We start from the raw sequence: 18585 nt of genomic DNA, 5'->3' as shown, positions 1-18585 counted from the left end.
GAAATGAAAGCAATGATAATTGATAAATACGGGAAAGTTCCAATGCGTATGGCAGAGGTACCTACTCCTGAAATAAATGAGCATGAAGTGCTCGCAGAAATTCATGCAACTAGTATTAACCCAATTGACTTTAAAATACGTGATGGAAAAGTAAAGATGTTACTTAAATATGAAATGCCCCTAATCCTTGGGAATGACTTTTCCGGTGTTATCGTAAAGGTTGGGGCAAAAGTGACTAACTTTAAAGTCGGTGATGAAATATATGCACGCCCAAGAAAAAATAAGATTGGTACTTTCGCGGAATATATAGCCATTCATGAAGATGATATAGCTTTAAAACCAAAAAATTTAAATTTTGAGGAAGCTGCTTCGATTCCACTCGTTGGCTTAACATCATATCAAGCATTACATGACATTATGCAATTACAAAAAGGACAAAAAATATTAATTCACGCTGGGTCTGGTGGTGTTGGTACTTTCGCAATTCAGTTAGCAAAAATAATGGGTGCTACTGTTACAACGACTGCTAGTGAAGCTGGTGCAAATTTAGTAACGTCTCTTGGCGCAGATGAAATTATTAATTACAAAACAGAAAAATTTGAAGATATACTAAAAAATTATGATGCGGTATTCGATACAATCGGCGGTGCAACACTTGAAAAATCATTCAATATTATAAAAAGCGGCGGAAACATTGTTTCCGTTTCAGGTATGCCGAATGCTCGCTTCGGTAAAGAATTTGGTTCAGGATTCTTTAAAACTCTCTTATTTTCATTAGCCAGCAAAAAACTTACTGCACTTGAAAAAAAGCATAATGCTCAATATTCATTTTTATTTATGAAGCCAAGCGGGGGTCAATTACGTACTATTGCAAACTATATTGAAGCCGGAAAAATCAAACCGGTAATCGATCGAGTCTTCCCTTTTGAAGATGCGCAAAAAGCAATGGAATATTCAGAGTCTGGAAGAGCAAAAGGAAAAATAATTGTAAAAATTAAATAATAATAAAACCTCCATTTTCTTAAAATGGAGGTTTTAAATTTGCTGTTAAATAGACATAGTGCAATGAAGTCCTTACAATAGATTGCAAGGGGAAATATTATATTATACTTTTAGTTAACTTTACAAAGAATACATACGTACAAATACATAACTTAAAATACAAAAAGGAGGAGATACAATGACTAAAAATAATGAAACAGGTTGGAATTTAGATAATAGTTATACGACTTTACCACAATCATTTTATACAGAAATCCCCCCTACTCCCGTAAGTTCACCGGAGTTAGTTAAACTAAACCATTCATTAGCGATATCTCTTGGCTTGACCCCTGAAGAACTGAAAAAGGAAGCTGAAATTGCTATTTTCGCTGGTAATGCACTCCCAGAAGGAGCTCATCCATTAGCTCAAGCATATGCTGGCCATCAATTCGGACATTTTAATATGTTAGGCGACGGTCGTGCTCTTTTAATTGGCGAACAAATTACTCCTTCAGGTGAGCGTTTCGATATTCAACTGAAAGGTTCTGGTCCTACTCCCTATTCACGCCGAGGAGATGGCCGTGCTGCACTCGGTCCGATGCTACGTGAATATATCATTAGTGAGGCAATGTATGCACTTGATATTCCGACTACTCGCAGTTTAGCAGTTGTCACAACTGGTGAAGCAACATATCGTGAAACAAAGTTACCTGGAGCAATTTTAACTAGAGTAGCTAGTAGCCATATACGCGTCGGTACATTTCAATATGCTGCAGCTCGTGGTTCAATAGAAGACATGAAATCACTAGCTGACTATACGATAAAAAGGCATTACCCAGAAATTGAAGCTCATGAAAACCGATATACTGCATTACTACAAGAAGTCATTAAAAGACAAGCCAGTCTTATCGCAAAATGGCAACTTGTTGGATTTATCCACGGTGTAATGAACACTGACAATATAACGATTAGTGGCGAAACAATTGATTACGGTCCTTGTGCATTTATGGACAATTACAATCAAGGAACCGTATTTAGCTCTATTGACACACAAGGTCGTTATGCATATGGAAATCAACCATATATGGCCGCATGGGACCTCGCTCGATTAGCAGAATCTTTAATACCAATTCTGCACGAAGATGAAGAAGAAGCATTAAAAATCGCCCAAGACGAAATTTCGAAATTTAGCGTACAGTATGAAAACCATTGGTTCCTTGGAATGAAAAAGAAATTAGGACTATTTAGCAACGAAGAACAAGATCAATCACTTATTGAGCAACTTTTAAAAATGATGGAGAAATATAAAGCAGATTACACTAATACATTCCGTTCATTAACTCTTGATACGTTAGAAAATACCCCTCTATTCGATAGTCCTGAATTTAAAGAATGGTACAAACTGTGGCAATCTCGATTAGAAAAACAAGAAGAATCGAAAGAAAACGCCTACGAGATGATGAAAAATAATAACCCATCAATCATCCCGAGGAACCACCGTGTAGAAGAAGCACTAGAAGCAGCTGTTACAAATGACGACTATAGCGTAATGGAGAAACTTCTTGAAGCTTTATCAAACCCTTATGCGTATTCTACAGATCAAGAAGAATACTGCATTCCGCCTGCACCGACGAATCGCCCTTATCGTACTTTTTGTGGGACTTGATTGTTTAATATATAAAAAGGTGCGTTCATATAAATTGTGTGAACGCACCCTTTTTATATCCCCCTACTCAACTAAAACTTTAAAATGCACATCCCCCGATGCCATTTCTTTAATCCAAAATAAATTCTACACTATTCCAATAGACTTACTCGTAAGCTTGTTAAACAAATATTGAGAAATATAAAACATCATTTCTAAATATTTTTATTTTTGATACTATATTTTATAAGAATATTCAAAAAGTGAGGGGATTTCATGAACGTTCAACTACAAGGTAATGAACAAATTACAAAATTATTTAATGACTGGTATAGAGCTATGTTACAGCATCAAACTACCCATGCAACAAAAATAAAAAAAGATATTGAAAATATCATCTCTAATTCAGAAGAAGATACAAACCTACAATTGTATTATTCACTTTTTAATTTCAGATACAAAATTTTAACAGATGGTTTAAATATTAATAAAGATGATTTTAATAAAATTGATTCTTTCCCACTTCCAGATAACGGGCTATTTTCTTATTATTATCATTTTTTCAAGGCTATTCACAATACAATTATTGGAAACTACAATGCAGCAAAACACCTTTTCGAGAACGCTAAAAAGCTGCTAATACACGTATCTGACGAACTAGAGAATGCTGAATTTAACTACCGCTTAGCTTCCTATTATTATCAAACATATCAACCACTAGTAGCAATCCAATCTGCAAATGAAGCTAAAGCGATTTTTTCAAAACATATAAACTGTGAAATTAATGTTGCTTTGTGTGATAACATCTTTGGTTTATCTTGTATTGATTTAAAACAGTTTGAACAAGCTGAAATTAGACTTAATTCAGCATTAAATATTCTACAGAAGTATTCAGAGGAGACTTTATCATTAAGAGTACGACATAATTTAGCTTGGCTATATGCAAGTCAAAACCTTTCAGAGTTAGCAATGCGTCATATTTCAGAGGTTACAACTAAGCAACCAAATCACTTTAAAGCACTTTTTGTTGAAGCACGTGAATACTACAAGCTTGGAGAATATACTCAGGCTAAAGAACTTATAAAAAAAGGATTAAACATTTCAAATAAACTAGAAAACAAAGAGTTTCAATATCGTTTCATGATTTTAAGAGAACTAAATAATAAAACTTCTATAAATGATTTAGAAATGATAATTTTGGAAGGAATTTCTTACTTTAAAACAGAAAACCTTTGGGAATGTATACAAGAGTACACTGATGTTCTAGCAAATATGTTTTATGAAAAAGAAGACCATATAAAAGCTAGTCAATACTTTTACATGGCCAATCAAGCAAGAAAAAAACATGAAGAAAAGGGAGCTTTGATATAATGAAAAAGATTAAATTGAGCATCATTGGCTTAGCTGTTATTAGCATCACAACTCTTGGATTAAGCTTCACCTCAGAAACACCGAAAACACAGTTAGGATATGTAGCATTAAACATTGGGGACACCCCTGCACCACAAAGACCTGACCTTGTTCAATCCGTTGACGTAAGTAAAGACTACAACTCAACAACAACTGAAAAAGCACTTTAAAAAACGGAAGACCTTCAATTAAGAAGGTCTTTTTAAATACGCTTATTTAGAATATTTCCCTTTCATGTAGGCTTTATTTTCTCATCAACTCCGCAATCCTCTTACTCTCCTCACTACCAACTTTCTCAAGTTTCTCCACAACTAAATTCTGTCTCTCTACAGAATGATTTTGACTTAACTTCGCTTTTCCTTCTATTTTATTTATCTTTATTTTGAATCCAACTATTCCCTTACTTAATCCTCCCATATAATTCGGATCTACATCATTAAGTGAGTAGGTGCTCTCTGGATCTTCATATTTATTTACTAAATCTTGAAGAGAATCTACTAATGTCTTCTCATCTTCAACAATTTCTAATTCACCATATACATGCACTGCAACGTAATTCCATGTTGGTACTGCATTGTTTGTTTCATACCATGACGGAGAGATGTAACTATGTGGTCCTTGAAATATAGCTAGTACTTGCTGAGTCCCAATATCTTTCCACTGTTCATTCGGCCGTGCGAAGTGACCATGTAAAGTAAGGGTCTCCCTATTTAATAACAACGGCAAGTGCGTTGCATATGGTTCTCCGTTATGTTGAGAAAATAATGTCGCAAAGCTATTTTGTTCCATTATTTCGTACTTCATCTCTTCATCTTGTATTGCGAAATATTTTGGTATGTACATAAGCTCCCTCTTTTCCGCTCTTTTCTATTTTATTTCCTATTATATTTAGTAACCGCATCAATCAACAGGGCCAGTTTGTATTTGTTTTATAATGGCAGCTTTCTATTTCAAAACAATAGGCAGCATGTATTCCATGCTGCTTTAGTTTATTTTTTCTAATATATTTGTAATAAATACGGTCTTACCCTCAATATAACTAGGTCGATTTTTCGTCTCTCTCGCTAACTCTTCCTTTAAACGTCCATATTCAGCAGCAACATCGTCATGTTCACGAAGGTAATCTCGAAACGCTATATGCCTTCTCAACTCTTCACTATTTTTATCACACACATATAAATGATGTTCCATCCAAACTGTATTTCCCTCGTTCCATGGAACGAACGCATCCTTTCTTCCAAACGCCTCTCTTCCTTTAAATCTCCATTCTAACTGATGATAGTACCCTATCTTCTCAAGTTTTTTTACTACCTCATGAAAAATTTCGAACTCTTCTATTACAACATCAATATCTAGTATTGGTTTTGATGCAAGCCCTTTAACAGATGTACTCCCAACATGTTCAATAGATACAATGCTGTCTTCCATTACATTGTTAATAAGAGTGTGTATTTTATTAAATTCACTTTCCCATTTGACATTATATTCTTCGATAGCAATTCTCTGCTTCAACGTACCCCTCTTCTCAAAACAAATTATAACCGTTGAATATGAGTATCCTTAAAATCCGTCTCATATTTCAATCCATATCCAAACATTCGATCCATTCCAATATGTGCTGTCCATATTAAGCCAATCATTATAACGGTATCTATCTTAAAATAGACACCTATTAGAACAATTAATATGGATATGATATATGTGTGACATACATTATATATTTTCGCACCAACGTGATTATTGATCCCATACGCTAACATGGATAAATCTGGCGCTAAAAGGAATACAAAAAATATAATCCAACTAAACTCATATATCAAATACATATAAATCGTGGCTAAAAATACAACCATTCCTTCAAAATGTACAATACGTTTTTGCATTATTTATCATTCCTATTTTTCTATATTTATTAATACATTTTCATCGCTGAAAGTATTCTTTGCATTTTTTGACCAGATGGTTGCTAAAATTGGTCCTGCAATGTTATGCCATACCGCCGCTAATACACTTGGGAGTGCAGCAGCAGGTCCAAAATGCGCTGTCGCCAGTGCAACACCTAAGCCAGAATTTTGCATTCCTACTTCTATTGAAATAGCCCTTCTTGTCCCTTCGTCTAGTCCAAGTACGAACGCAGTTATATATCCGAGCAAAAAACCGAAAGCATTATGGAGCATCACTGCAATAAAAATAAGAAGTCCTGAAGAAGTAATGCTACTTACATTTGCTGAAACAACTGCGGAAACAATAATAATAATTGCTACAACCGATATTAAAGGAATAACAGTCATTCCTTTATTAACGATACGAGGGAAAAACTTTTTCACTACTAGTCCTAAAATAATAGGCACAATAATGACTTGTACGATAGAAAGAAACATGGACATAGCATTTACTGGCATCCATTGCCCTGCAAGTAATAGTAAAATGAGTGGTGTAGCAATTGGTGCTAGTAATGTTGATAATGAAGTCATTGCAATAGACAACGCTAAGTTCCCTTTTGCTAAATAAACCATAACATTTGATGCAGTGCCACCCGGTACTGAACCGAGCAACACTAATCCAGCTGCTAATTCCGCTGGTAAATTCATAACGTAGGCTAGTACGTATGCGACAAGTGGCATAATAATAAACTGAGCACATACACCGATAATAACTGGCAATGGTTTTGTAGTGATGATTTTAAAATCAACAGCCTTTAATGTTAATCCCATCCCAAACATTACAATCCCAAGTAAAATCGTTATGTAACTAGTTAACCCTAGAAATGGCACGGGAATGAAGTATGCAATAGCTGCCATACAAATAACCCAAAATGCAAAATACTTTCCAGCTATATTACTTATCGCTTCTAGTACTTTCATCCAATCAGCCCCTATCTTTTAATTGAAACACCTTATTCGGATTCAAAATATTTTGCGGATCAAGAGCTTTCTTTATTTTCTCCATTACAAATAATGCCGCCCCATGTTCTTCTTCTTGATACTTTCGTTTTCCGATTCCAACGCCATGTTCTCCTGTACACGTTCCTCCTCGTTTAAGAGCATACAGAACGATACTTTCGTTTATTTCGTCCGCCTTCTTTACTTCCTCTTTATCATTTGTGTCAATCATTAAGAGTACATGGAAATTCCCATCTCCAACATGACCTAGAATACCGCCAATAAGCCCTACTTTATCTAATACCTCTTTCGCATGTTGAATCGCTCCAGCTAATTCCGAAATTGGCACACATACGTCTGTACTCATTAGCTTTTTACCAGGATAACTATGCACGTAAGAGTACGCTAAGTTATGTCTTGCATCCCACAGTTTATTTCTCGCTGCTGTTTCCGTCTCAAACGTAATTTCTATACATTTATGATCAAGAACGATTTCTTTCGTAAATTCAATATCTTGCTTTAACCCTGCTTCATTGCCGTGAAACTCTAAAAACAGTGTCGGTTCTTCTCTGTAACTTGTTTCATTATAATAATTTACTTGTTTCATAGATAATTCATCAACGAGTTCAATTCTCGCGATTGGAATACCTGCTTGTAATATGTTAATTACAGCTTCTACTGCATCATTTATAGTTGGAAACGATGCCCTCGCAGCCATAACATGTTCTGGTATACCGTATACTTTTAAAGTTAACTCCGTGAAACATCCAAGTGTTCCTTCTGATCCTACGAAAATACCATTTAAATGATAACCTGATGATGACTTCGCCGCTAAATTCCCGGTATGTATTACTCCTCCATCAGCAAGAACGACTTCTAAATCTCGAACTTGATCACGCATTACACCATACTTTACCGCTGTCGTTCCGCTCGCATTTGTAGCAGCCATTCCTCCTAACGTTGCATCTGCTCCTGGGTCTACACTAAAAAATAATCCATACTTTTTCAATTCTTTATTAAGCTGAGAGCGCGTCACCCCTGGCTGTACTCTCACAAGAAAATCCTTTTCTCTTATTTCAAGTATTTTGTTCATAAGAGAAAAGTCCATTGTAATTCCTTTTTCGTAAGGAATTACATGTCCCTCTAAACTGGATCCTACTCCAAATGGAACGACAGCTGTTCCGTGCTGACTCGCTATTTTCATTATCGCGCTAACTTCTTCGGTCGTTTTTGGAAAAACAACTACATCAGGTAAACTACTAACGTGGTAAGATTCATCTTTACTATGTAACTCTCGTACTGTCATATTTATTACTACTCGATCTTCAGGAAGTATGCCTTTTAATTCATTTACTACATGTTCAATTGTTATTTCCATAATCAACTCTCCTTTTTAATTTTAAAACAAGTATACCATCTTTATACAAAATAATTAGAAAAATAAGATTATTTAACCTGAACATACAAAAAAGAACCCGCAGCACACGCTACAAGTTCTTTTTCACTACATTTTAAACGATTTCTTTATTAACAACATAAACCAAATTAATGTAACTGCCATCAACGAATGAGAAAACCCTACAATATAAGTTAGCCCTTTAAAGTCAGCTCCATTTAACTGAAGAAGCCCTCTCGCTGCTAGCGAACCTAACATTAATGTTAATGCAATATTATGTAAAACAAACCACTTATTAAACCCTTGCACTTCATGAAACGCGAATACTTTTGCTAATCCTAAAGCAATTAAAAAGAAGAAAAAGCCAAGTACAAGTGTATGTGTATGCAAAAGATTTAACAAAGTAGATCCTAAAATCCCTTTATACTTACCATACTCCCTAGCGAAAATCCCTGATAATAAACCGATAATCAAATACGTAAACGATGCATTATATAATTTCTTCATTATGTACCTCCTTGAGTAGAATGTGTAGTGTGTCATATTTAGTAATAATGATAGTTATATAGTAAAAACTCCTAGTCACCTAGGAGTCATTGTATAAGCATCTCACTCTTTACAATCAGTCCTAATTATAAAATATCTCTCTATACAAAACAAACGAACTTTATGTGAACAAACAAAGCCCCACTAAAATATGTTGCACTTTTGTTTTACACAATCCATACTAATTGTTATAACTTTTTAAAGGTGGTGTAATCATTGATAGTTCTTGAAACCGAGCGTCTTAACCTTCGTTGGTTTGATATAAAAGACGCTCCTTTTATTCTTGAGTTAGTAAACGATCCTGCATGGATTCAGTTTATTGGTGACAAAGGAGTTAGAAACTTAGAAGATGCAAAAAAATATATTGTAAACGGTCCCATCGATATGTATAACAAACTCGGATTTGGCCTTTACTTAGTAGAACGAAAAGAAGATCTCACTCCACTTGGTATGTGTGGCCTTATTAAAAGAGATTCATTAGAAGACGTTGATATCGGATTTGCCTTTTTAGAGACATTCTGTTCAAAAGGATATGGCTACGAGTCAGCTTCTGCGACAATCGAATACGGTGTACAAAAGCTCGGCATGAAACGAATTGTAGCAATTACTTCTATAGATAACATCGCCTCAGGAAAGCTTTTAGAAAAAGTAGGATTACGATTTGAGAAAATCATTTCAGATTCAGGAGAAGATTTAAAATTATTTGGGTATAACGCATAGTAAAGAAGGTCGCCGTGAATCGCGACCTTCTTTACTATTTTACTGATCTCGTCATAATACTTTTAGTTCCATTATAGTTTTGCAGTAATTCTTGTGATTACTACTATGCCTTTCATATCACATTTTTTGGAAATTCATAGAAATATAACTTTCACATTTAAATAAATTATATTAATATATTAAATAAAGGAAGTGAGAATAAATGGAACAACCGCTATTTTTATTAGTTCTTCAATTCATTGCATTCATATTAATCATTTGTATCGTATATGGAATCTTGTACAGTACCGTATTGAAATTAAATATGCCTAAATGGACTGCACATATAGTAGCTACGGTATTTTCATTTGGTATCGCCTATCAAGCTTTTATAAATTTTATTTGAAAAAATTTTTTAGCAATTACTTCTACAAATATTGTTGATGCAGTAAAATTTTTAGAAAAAGTAGGATTGTAATTTGAAAGGATTATTTCAAGATCAGGAAATGTAACCATTTTTTATAAAGTCTGTCTAGCGCAAAATAGTAAAGAAGTTATTTCCGCTGAAAATGTGTTTGCATAACAAGGAATGAATTTAATCGATCCTGCAAAAATTTTATTTTAATTCTGGTTCTATTGTTTGGAATCGTTCTAGGTACCATTTGTGTGGACTTTAAAAATTTTCATTTGCGCACCAAAATGTTGCGTTAAGTAAAATGTATCACTAGTTATTAAATTTCCAATCTTCCAATCAGGTTGATATGTACTTTCCATGGAACTTTCTAAATCCCTAATCATTATTAAATTTATATATAAGGAAATCTCATAAATCTTCAATCACAGTTTCTTAGTTCACCTAATAGAACGTATAAAGACTCATATCATCTTTTGATAATTTTTGGATGCTTTATTCTAAGTATATTCGACACGAATTGATTATTTTTTATGAATTTTCTTGAAAAATATTGTAATATCACTCCATTTTTTCTTCTATTTTGTTATGATGTTTATAATTAAATTGGATTAGGATTTTTTTAGAAAATGGGGGCGTATATTATGAGTGTCTCAGTAAAAGGAAATGAGCAATTAACCTCTCTATTGAACGACTGGTATCGATCTATGCTATCTCAGCAAGTTATAAAAGCTACTAATCTAAAAAAGAAAATTGATGAAAAAATTAATAAGTTAAGCATTGAACCGGATCAAGAGCATCAGGATCAAAATTTGTTACTATACTATTCACTACTCGAATTTCGTTACAAGGTCTTAACAGATAGCCTTGGTATTCAACAAAATAGTTTTGATACTATTATCGATTATGATATGCCTACAGATCAATTTCTACAATTCTATTATCATTTTTTCAAATCCATTCATTCCACTTTTATATCAAATTATACTGAGGCAGAGGAACATTATAAACTAGCAGAAAAAATATTGGTAGCTATACCAGATGAAATTGAACATGCTGAATTTTACTATAGAATTGCTACTTTCTATCACCATACCTATAACAATCTCACTTCTATCGAATACGCAAATAAATCGAGAGCAATCTTTTTAAAGTATGAAGGTTATGAAGTAAAAACAGCCTTTTGTAATAGTTTGCTAGGTGGTTGCTGTATCTATTTAAAACAGTACGAACAAGCAGAAGAATATCTACATTGTGCAATTGATTTACTACAAAAAAATGGGGAAGAAGATTCCTTGTTATACGTAAAAAATACGATGGGTTGGTTGTATTCTGATCAAAGTATGTCTACTTTAGCTATTCGTCATCTTTCAGAAGTAACAGAGAAAATCCCTACACACTTCAAGGCCATCTTCCTACAAGCTAAGGAACATTATAAATTAGGAGAACAATCAACGGCCAACCAACTCATTGATAAGGGATTACAGATTTGCAGAAAAATTCATAACGAAGAATACACACACCACTTCTCTATTTTAAAAAGATTAAACGAAAATATTCCATTGGAAGAATTAGAAAAAATCATTCAAGAAGGAATCTTATACTTTGAGGAAGAAGAGTTATGGGAATATGTTGTCGAATACGCCGAATTATTTGCCACAAAATGTAGACAATTAGAGAACCACCAAAAAGTAAGTGACTATTTCCATATTTGTTATCAAGCAAGACAAAAATCAATCGCAAAAGGAGTGTTAAAATAATGAAAAAAATTAGCTTATTATTATCAGGTATTGCTTTTATTGGGGTATTAACGGTGGGAATTTTTCAGTTTTCTAAAACAGATCAGCTTGCTACTCATGGGCATTATCCTGCTCCTTCATATAGTGTTGGCGATTATGGTGGTGCGCCACCACAAATTTAATGTAAATGTATTTAAAAACCCTCCAAATGGAGGGTTTTTAAATGGCTTATCTGCCTGTTCAATACGCATAGAGATTACATATTATACTTATTTACTATGTTATAAGATTTTTCATTTCCACTCTGTAACAAGATTCTAGCATTCTCTCCTAGAATCTCAACTTAAATCTTAAATCCACCAATTAACTCTTGAAGTTCTTCCGCCATCTGTGCTAATTGTATTGCTGAAGAATTTATCTCTTCCATAGAAGCATGTTGTTCCTCAGATGAACCAGCTATCGTTTGCATACTTGAAGAATTTTCTTTTACAGCCATAGCTATTTGATTAATCGATGTATCAACTTTCATTGCATCAGTTGTCATTTTATTTGATAGTTCTACCATACCCTGCACTTTTGATACGATATCATTTGCAGATTTTGAAATCTCATAAAAACTTTGTTTTGTATCATTCGCAACCTTAATTCCCGACTGTACTTCTACGCCTACTTCATTCATAGCTTTTACAGTCTCATGTACGTCTGCTTGTATTTCCTTAATTAAACTTCCAATTTCCATTGAAGATTCGGATGATTGCTCTGCTAGTTTCCTAACTTCATCAGCAACAATTGCAAACCCTCGCCCCTGTTCTCCTGCTCTAGCTGCTTCAATTGCTGCATTCAATGCTAATAAATTTGTTTGTTCCGCAATATTTTGAATCGCTTCTAATATACTTCCAATTTGTTGCGATTTCTTATCTAATAATTTTATTACATTATCGGATTGAGAAACAGAGTGATGGATAGATTGCATTTGTGCTACAGTTTGTTCTACTAATTGTTCTCCTTCATTGGCTTTTTGTTTTGTGTATATGGATGAAGCCGATACTTCAGATGCATTCTCAGCTACATATTGAATATTTCGTGTTACCTCACCAATTAATTCAGCTCCAGACTCAACTTCATTATTTTGAACCTCTGCACTGTTCGAAATTTCTTCCATCTCTTTTGTAATTTGTTCTGTCGCAACACTTGCTTGCTCTACACTAGCAGTTAGTTCCTCAGAAGACGCAGCTACATGTCCTGCAGATGTGTTAATTTGAGAAATAATATTACGTAACGACTCTGCCATTGTATTGAAACTACCACCCAATTGACCAAGTTCATCCTTTGAACGAATATCTATTTTCTCGGTTAAATCTCCTTGACTAATTCTTTGAGCTGAAATGACTAATTGTCTTAGTGGAGTAATTATAGATCTGAGTATGAATAGAATTACAATCCCACCTAACAATAATGAAGCCCCTATTATAGTGAGCGTTTTATAAAAAATAGGATTAGTAGCTTCTTCAATTTCTTTCGTAGGCATTACGCCAGCTATTTTCCAACCTATTTTTTTGTTTGTCTTAAAGCTTATGTTTCGATCTTCGCCATTGAGGCTATAAGTAATTACTCCATCTTCTGTCTTATACAATTCATCCGCTAAAGTTTTCTCTAATTTCTCTCCAGGCTTTAGTGATGGATGAACAACTATAGTTTTATCTTGACTAACTATAGATACAAATCCTTGTTTACCAATTTTTATCATTTTGGATGTTTTTACGATATCTGTAATATTCAAATCTACGCCAATGACACCACTTTTATCTGCATTTTGCTTTGCAATTGCAATTACCATATTTCCTGTAGACTTTGATTTATAGGGAGATGAAACAATAATCTCTCCATTTGCTTTTACTGCATCCTTATACCAACTACTTTCTAACGGATTAAACCCTTCTGGTATTTTACCAACCGGTGCATGAATAAATTGATTGTTACTGGATGCCGTATAAATCGTTTCTATCTCTGGATGTAACTGTATATATTGATCAAATTTACTCTGTACATTTTGCGATTGTTCAGGATTATAATCCCCTTGTGTAAGTACCTTTGCAAAATGAGTGACATCTATATGCTTATTTTCTAATTCATCATCAACAATCTTATCTAAAATACTTATATTATCTTTTGCTGATTGTAGAATTGTTTCATTAAGATCTGTTTTTGCTTTATTATAAGATGATACTCCTACGATAAGGCTTGGTATAATTAATATTGCTATAAATGCCATAGACAACTTCGTTTTAAGCTTTATTTGTCCCAATCTTTCTTTTATATTAAACACTAGATACTTCTCCTTTTCATTTTTACTACTTATATAGTTTATTTAAATTTTTCTCCTTTATTTTTCCACATTCATTTATGGTACCATTCGAAATGAAACCACAATTACATCCTATTATCTCTACTTTAACATTTAACGATTTAAATTTCACAGGCAGAGTTTTATCTGTCCTCCTTTCGAATATGTTATTTTTCTAGATTCAGCAATTATTAGACTACGAATTATTCCGAATAAACTGGATGCAACATATACTTCATTTAAAAATAATTATTGGATTTGTTTGGATAAAAATCTAGTTTAGCGCTAATCCAATTGGATGAAATTCTTACCATAATACATTCACTAAATATAACTAAGTACATTTATTTCTTTAAATACTTATATTTAACTGTCTTTTAACCATTCTAACTGTATTACTTCATCGTTTTATCTATTCATTACAACCACTTTTATTTTATTGAATCACTAAACCATAAATTCTAAATAGGAGAATAAAATAAATTAGAGAATTACATTGTAACATGTATATATAAGTTTTTAATATTAAAATTTAAAAACTTTACTATTTTTTTATATGCAATATTACATGCGAAAAGCCATAATTTTTTTGTTATACTATGCATGTGGATTTTTCATCCAAAATCCACCCAAACGCATATTTATGTATATGCCACCCTAATTGATGAAAGTGAGAAGAGTGTTTATCATTTTTCTCACTTTTTTATTTAGGCTCTGTTAATATTGATTATTGATAAAAAGTATTAAATAAGGGAAGACACCTTAGAGTTGGTGCTTCCCTTATTTGTTGATTATTCAAATCTAAAATAGGCATTTTCTAAACCTATTCTTTGCTTTAATGTTCTGCCCAAAGCATAATTATTTGGTAATTCTTTTTCAATGACACAAATAATATAACCTGCTTTTCCTGTTGTTAAATTAGTTAGTTGTAAGTAGTTAGTGTTGTCGTAGATATAAGAAATAATATATTCATAGAAATTATTTTCTTTATCTTCTCTATTCATACCAACATTGTACAACCTAACTCTTGCTCCTACCCAAATTTCCTCATCATCATCAACATTACTTAAAGGCATCCATTTCGAGTTATCCAATATTTCACCCTTTTCTTAATTCATTCGTTTATACACGAATGTTGCTAGACACAAACTATCATAAGCATCCGTCATTTCATTGATTAGACGACCACCGACAGAGAAAAAAGACTCAACATAGCTTTTTACCCATTGAAACACTTGCTCTTTTAGTTATTTTTACATTTTGAATCTACGAAAATGAATTCCCTTATAAAAACTCTAACAGAGAATCTTCCTTCCAAATTTCACCTAGGGAATTATTTGTTTTCCAAAAAAACTACCAACATCTTTATCAACTCATTTTAGAATATTTAAACAATAATTCCATATACATTACCTGCATAAATTATTCATTTTCTTTTATATAAGACCTACCTTTTTACTTTTGATAGATTATTAGACATTGGATTATTATACATAAATCCCAAAAACATGCGGTATTTTGTAGAATTTTGTCTATCAATATGTATGTACACCCTTTTGTAGTGGATATAGACTGTGAGGTGTAAGGAGATACCTTACAAAATAATAAAAAGGAGATTATAGAATGAGTAGATTAACAAAATTCTCAAAGTTAGTATTTGCAACTTTAATCGCGGGAAGTAGTCTAAGCCCCTTTGTTTCGTCACACAGTGTACAAGCTGACACCTTAGATCCTAATTACCAAGACAAAGTAAAATTCATACCACCTTCTAGTGCTAGGCCAAAATTGGAACAAAAAAACACTATTGTTCCAGAAGCAAAATTTGTTAAAAACCATTATGTAAAGTACTCTAAAGCACATTTCCAAACTAAAGAAAGTATACCAAAAGAGATTTATTATTCTTCAGAAGGCTTTAAGGGCTATATACAGGCAAGTACCGTTTGGGATATGGGAGATCATTTCGCAACACTATATTCCGGAACCGTTATTCGATGTTAGACTTTTAATCCATTCTCCCCTAATGCTTAAAATGATTAATAACTCACTGCCAATACTGTAATATCTATTGTTCATAAAATAAACCACAAAATCTTTCGATTTCATGGTTTATCAAATATAAAGATAATGCTAAACGAATACTCTAACATTACCTTCCCCAAAGTTAATTATAGAGTATTTTCAAAAAAAAGACACTCTTGTAGTGTCTTTTTTATAGTATTTTCAAAAGAATTCCACCTACTAACACCTTTTTGTTGCACCTATTCGTTTATTTCAATATGATACTTTTCCATCTCGTATATGCAATAGACAATGATAGCTAAACTCCAACTGACACTATAATAATTATGTGTGTAGAAGTCATAGCCCGCTTTAATACCTTTCTCTATTACAACTAATGTAAATCCTAAAGCCACCCATCTGTTAATTTTCATCTTTATAAACGTTAAAGAGATAATTATTAAAAATAAAATATTTGTAAGATGATTTATCATTAGCTCATATTTTTGAATGTATACTGCCATTATACAAGCAACGATATTAGTCGCAATGCCAAAGGCAATCACCGCTCTCCAAACCCTGTCCGAAAGTCCCACTCCTGAGTCAGTCCCTTCCTAAACAAATATCCCTTTCTTTAATTCGTTCCTACACCCTATTCAAGATATGCTAAATTATCCTTGTCTGATGAATATCTATTTATCTTTTCATATAGAGCAAACAAAATTTCTACTCATAATTTTTTCTTTATTAGACAAACTATGTCTAAGCCGTTTGAACTAGCGGCTTCACTCTTCTGGTAATGGGATAGCACAATTTATTGAATTGACTAACTCATTCAACCCACTGGCACCGGCAGGCAACAAAATAGTTGTCTGCCATTTTCATGTATACTTTTTCTAATTTCATTTCAAACCAAGTGTGTGCTGTACTGATTTCAAAAGGACAGAATTTCATTTTTTAAAATGTAAAAAAGATGAGGTCCTGTCTACTTTTGGTATAGGACTTTTTCTTAACACACATACTATTTTTGAACCTGTTTACCAATACGTGTCCTAATGGTATCTTGAATTCCTCCTAAAAAGGGCTGCAGATACGACTGCATGCCCTTTTATTTACGTTGCTTCTCTATATTGAATAAAATAATTAAAAAATAAAAATGTAATATTACATATTTTTTCTGTTCAGATTATGTTAGGATTTACTTCGTAGTCGAATTATGGTTTCGTATCTAATTCAGCAATATGTGAACTGTTTACCTAAAGAAAAGACACCCAAAAGGTGTCTTTTCTTCTTTTAATCTAAAAAACATTTTTTCTTTTCAGTAAGATCCAATTATCCCTCTAACCTAAACCTCATAATTAAAGGCAATTTAATCATGGTACTCAAGAGTTTTCATCTATTTCAATATACATATGTTTTAATTTAAAATCACATTTCCAGCACTATATTTGCTTTCCTACAGATTTTCTGTCTTGTTCTTAATTCTGTCAAAATCCTCATGTAGCTATACAAAGAATATATGCTACTATGATATTAAGAAACTATGCGTTCCCTTAACCCTGTATCCGGCCCTGTATTTATTACAGGGTCTTTGTTTATTTTATTTACTTTTATTGGCTTATAAGAGTTAATACACAACCAATTTCAATTAAAACCGTTTAAATGTTAGTTAGAATTTGAAATAATATATCTATTAACTTTTTTAACAAATGTAATCTAATATTAAATTTCTAAATCTATACTGTACTATACACCAGTTAACACTATATAAATAGTATTAACTATCTTAATTGAATATTAGTAATAGTAAGTATAAACATTATCAATTTACTACATCTTACATTTATGTAAAAATAAATACATGTTAAGCTTTTTCAAAATCTTTCCCCTAATAAAGATTTGAAGTAGCATTTCATGATTCTCCTTACTGTTAATATGCCTTGAAAAAGAACCCTATAGGGTTCTTTTTCTTCTCATTATAACCTCAGTAAGTCCATGCAAAAAGGACTGCTAATTATTTGCAGCCCTTTTACACGTTAATATACACTTGTATTACATGCTTAAAACTTTATTATATTAGGTATTTATACCAACTAAACATGCCATTATCATTTAGATATATAACACTTCAAAGTTTAGAAGTATACAATAACAAATCTTTCCCAGCTTCCAACTACATAACTAGTAGCTGTTAATTCTCTACCACCATTTGCTGATATATATCTACCATTACTTAGTGCTTGTAATACATATATCCTATTGTCTCCACCATTATATAAGATAAACTTTTCCCATGCACCAATTGATGTACGATCTGCTACTACTCTACCATTTGGCTCAAACAAAACATACTTCCCATTACTTTTAGTTTTTAAAGCGTACGTATATAATTCCCCAGTCGGAATTAATTCGAATTTCTCCCATTCATTAACTGCATTACGATTTGCTATTATATTTCCCGAAGGCTCAGCTGAAACATATTGTAAATTTGCTGCCTGTATAGCAACTGTCCAACTTCCATTTTACTTTAAAG

18 protein-coding genes and 2 pseudogenes are annotated in these 18585 nt (G+C 32.8%); 9 read left to right on the top strand and 11 right to left on the bottom strand.

Annotated features, from left to right (window positions below; translation table 11 throughout):
- Positions 1-3 precede the first annotated feature (3 nt).
- The 4 genes from F3I02_RS25875 (at position 4) to F3I02_RS25860 (ending at position 4206) form a co-directional block, all read left to right on the top strand.
- Positions 4-1002, top strand: coding sequence for an NADP-dependent oxidoreductase (locus F3I02_RS25875; RefSeq protein WP_196478555.1), 999 nt, complete (start codon positions 4-6; stop codon positions 1000-1002).
- Positions 1003-1180: 178 nt separating this feature from the next.
- The gene (locus tag F3I02_RS25870) at positions 1181-2647 is read left to right on the top strand and encodes a protein adenylyltransferase SelO (RefSeq protein WP_000164913.1); all 1467 of its coding nucleotides are present in this window, start codon (positions 1181-1183) and stop codon (positions 2645-2647) included.
- Between the two features lie 255 nt (positions 2648-2902).
- The gene (locus F3I02_RS25865; RefSeq protein WP_196478554.1) at positions 2903-3997 is read left to right on the top strand and encodes a response regulator aspartate phosphatase; all 1095 of its coding nucleotides are present in this window, start codon (positions 2903-2905) and stop codon (positions 3995-3997) included.
- A complete protein-coding gene (locus tag F3I02_RS25860; protein ID WP_000721431.1) occupies positions 3997-4206 on the top strand; it encodes a hypothetical protein in 210 nt (69 codons plus the stop codon). Before F3I02_RS25865 ends, F3I02_RS25860 begins: the two co-directional genes overlap by 1 nt.
- A gap of 73 nt (positions 4207-4279) precedes the next feature.
- Here F3I02_RS25860 and F3I02_RS25855 read toward each other — a convergent pair whose 3' ends face one another.
- The 6 genes from F3I02_RS25855 to F3I02_RS25830 form a co-directional block, all read right to left on the bottom strand.
- Positions 4280-4879, bottom strand: coding sequence for an FMN-binding negative transcriptional regulator (locus F3I02_RS25855; RefSeq protein ID WP_000275795.1), 600 nt, complete (start codon positions 4877-4879; stop codon positions 4280-4282).
- Between the two features lie 141 nt (positions 4880-5020).
- Entirely contained in the window at positions 5021-5548 is a 528-nt protein-coding gene (locus F3I02_RS25850; RefSeq protein WP_196478553.1) for a GrpB family protein, read from the bottom strand.
- A 23-nt stretch (positions 5549-5571) separates the two neighbouring features.
- On the bottom strand, positions 5572-5919 hold the full coding sequence (locus F3I02_RS25845; RefSeq protein WP_001172059.1) for a DUF4260 domain-containing protein: 348 nt from the start codon (positions 5917-5919) through the stop codon (positions 5572-5574).
- Positions 5920-5931: 12 nt separating this feature from the next.
- Positions 5932-6900 (bottom strand): bile acid:sodium symporter family protein, encoded by a 969-nt coding sequence (locus F3I02_RS25840; protein ID WP_196478552.1) that lies wholly within the window; start codon positions 6898-6900, stop codon positions 5932-5934.
- A 4-nt stretch (positions 6901-6904) separates the two neighbouring features.
- Positions 6905-8296, bottom strand: a complete 1392-nt coding sequence (locus F3I02_RS25835; protein ID WP_000406581.1) for an FAD-binding oxidoreductase — start codon at positions 8294-8296, stop codon at positions 6905-6907.
- 126 nt (positions 8297-8422) lie between these two features.
- The gene (locus tag F3I02_RS25830) at positions 8423-8821 is read right to left on the bottom strand and encodes a DUF2871 family protein (protein ID WP_000737896.1); all 399 of its coding nucleotides are present in this window, start codon (positions 8819-8821) and stop codon (positions 8423-8425) included.
- Between the two features lie 255 nt (positions 8822-9076).
- On the opposite strand from F3I02_RS25830, the gene F3I02_RS25825 reads away from it, so the two are divergent.
- Both F3I02_RS25825 and F3I02_RS25820 read left to right on the top strand, forming a co-directional pair.
- Positions 9077-9580 carry a GNAT family N-acetyltransferase gene (locus tag F3I02_RS25825; protein ID WP_196478551.1) on the top strand — a complete coding sequence of 168 codons (504 nt, stop codon included), beginning with the start codon at positions 9077-9079 and terminating at the stop codon, positions 9578-9580.
- 202 nt (positions 9581-9782) lie between these two features.
- Positions 9783-9965, top strand: coding sequence for a hypothetical protein (locus tag F3I02_RS25820; RefSeq protein WP_000437510.1), 183 nt, complete (start codon positions 9783-9785; stop codon positions 9963-9965).
- Positions 9966-10184: 219 nt separating this feature from the next.
- On the opposite strand, the pseudogene F3I02_RS25815 reads toward F3I02_RS25820, so the two are convergent.
- A pseudogene (locus tag F3I02_RS25815) lies at positions 10185-10357 on the bottom strand (DUF5065 domain-containing protein); the annotation flags it as partial.
- Positions 10358-10615: 258 nt separating this feature from the next.
- On the opposite strand from F3I02_RS25815, the gene F3I02_RS25810 reads away from it, so the two are divergent.
- Together F3I02_RS25810 and F3I02_RS25805 are read left to right on the top strand one after the other, a co-directional pair.
- Positions 10616-11731, top strand: coding sequence for a response regulator aspartate phosphatase (locus F3I02_RS25810; protein WP_196478550.1), 1116 nt, complete (start codon positions 10616-10618; stop codon positions 11729-11731).
- Complete coding sequence (locus tag F3I02_RS25805) at positions 11731-11892, top strand: hypothetical protein (protein ID WP_000724107.1); 162 nt, start codon at positions 11731-11733, stop codon at positions 11890-11892. The genes F3I02_RS25810 and F3I02_RS25805 overlap by 1 nt, the downstream gene beginning before the upstream one ends.
- A 161-nt stretch (positions 11893-12053) precedes the next feature.
- Here F3I02_RS25805 and F3I02_RS25800 read toward each other — a convergent pair whose 3' ends face one another.
- Both F3I02_RS25800 and F3I02_RS25795 read right to left on the bottom strand, forming a co-directional pair.
- The gene (locus F3I02_RS25800; RefSeq protein ID WP_000481854.1) at positions 12054-14036 is read right to left on the bottom strand and encodes a methyl-accepting chemotaxis protein; all 1983 of its coding nucleotides are present in this window, start codon (positions 14034-14036) and stop codon (positions 12054-12056) included.
- Positions 14037-14845: 809 nt separating this feature from the next.
- A complete protein-coding gene (locus F3I02_RS25795) occupies positions 14846-15130 on the bottom strand; it encodes a hypothetical protein (RefSeq protein WP_002164123.1) in 285 nt (94 codons plus the stop codon).
- 547 nt (positions 15131-15677) lie between these two features.
- Here F3I02_RS25795 and F3I02_RS25790 point away from each other — a divergent pair.
- Positions 15678-16052, top strand: a complete 375-nt coding sequence (locus F3I02_RS25790; RefSeq protein WP_196478549.1) for a hypothetical protein — start codon at positions 15678-15680, stop codon at positions 16050-16052.
- A 260-nt stretch (positions 16053-16312) separates the two neighbouring features.
- On the opposite strand, the gene F3I02_RS25785 is transcribed toward F3I02_RS25790, so the two are convergent.
- Both F3I02_RS25785 and F3I02_RS25780 read right to left on the bottom strand, forming a co-directional pair.
- Positions 16313-16648: a hypothetical protein gene (locus F3I02_RS25785; protein WP_000524436.1), complete on the bottom strand. Its 336-nt coding sequence runs from the start codon at positions 16646-16648 to the stop codon at positions 16313-16315.
- A gap of 1539 nt (positions 16649-18187) precedes the next feature.
- A pseudogene (locus F3I02_RS25780) lies at positions 18188-18574 on the bottom strand (fascin domain-containing protein); the annotation flags it as partial.
- Positions 18575-18585: the final 11 nt, after the last annotated feature.

The organism is Bacillus sp. SRB3LM, from assembly GCF_015712745.1.
Taxonomy (GTDB): Bacteria; Bacillota; Bacilli; order Bacillales; family Bacillaceae_G; genus Bacillus_A; species Bacillus_A thuringiensis_K.
This window is presented reverse-complemented; position numbering and strand designations above follow the sequence as displayed.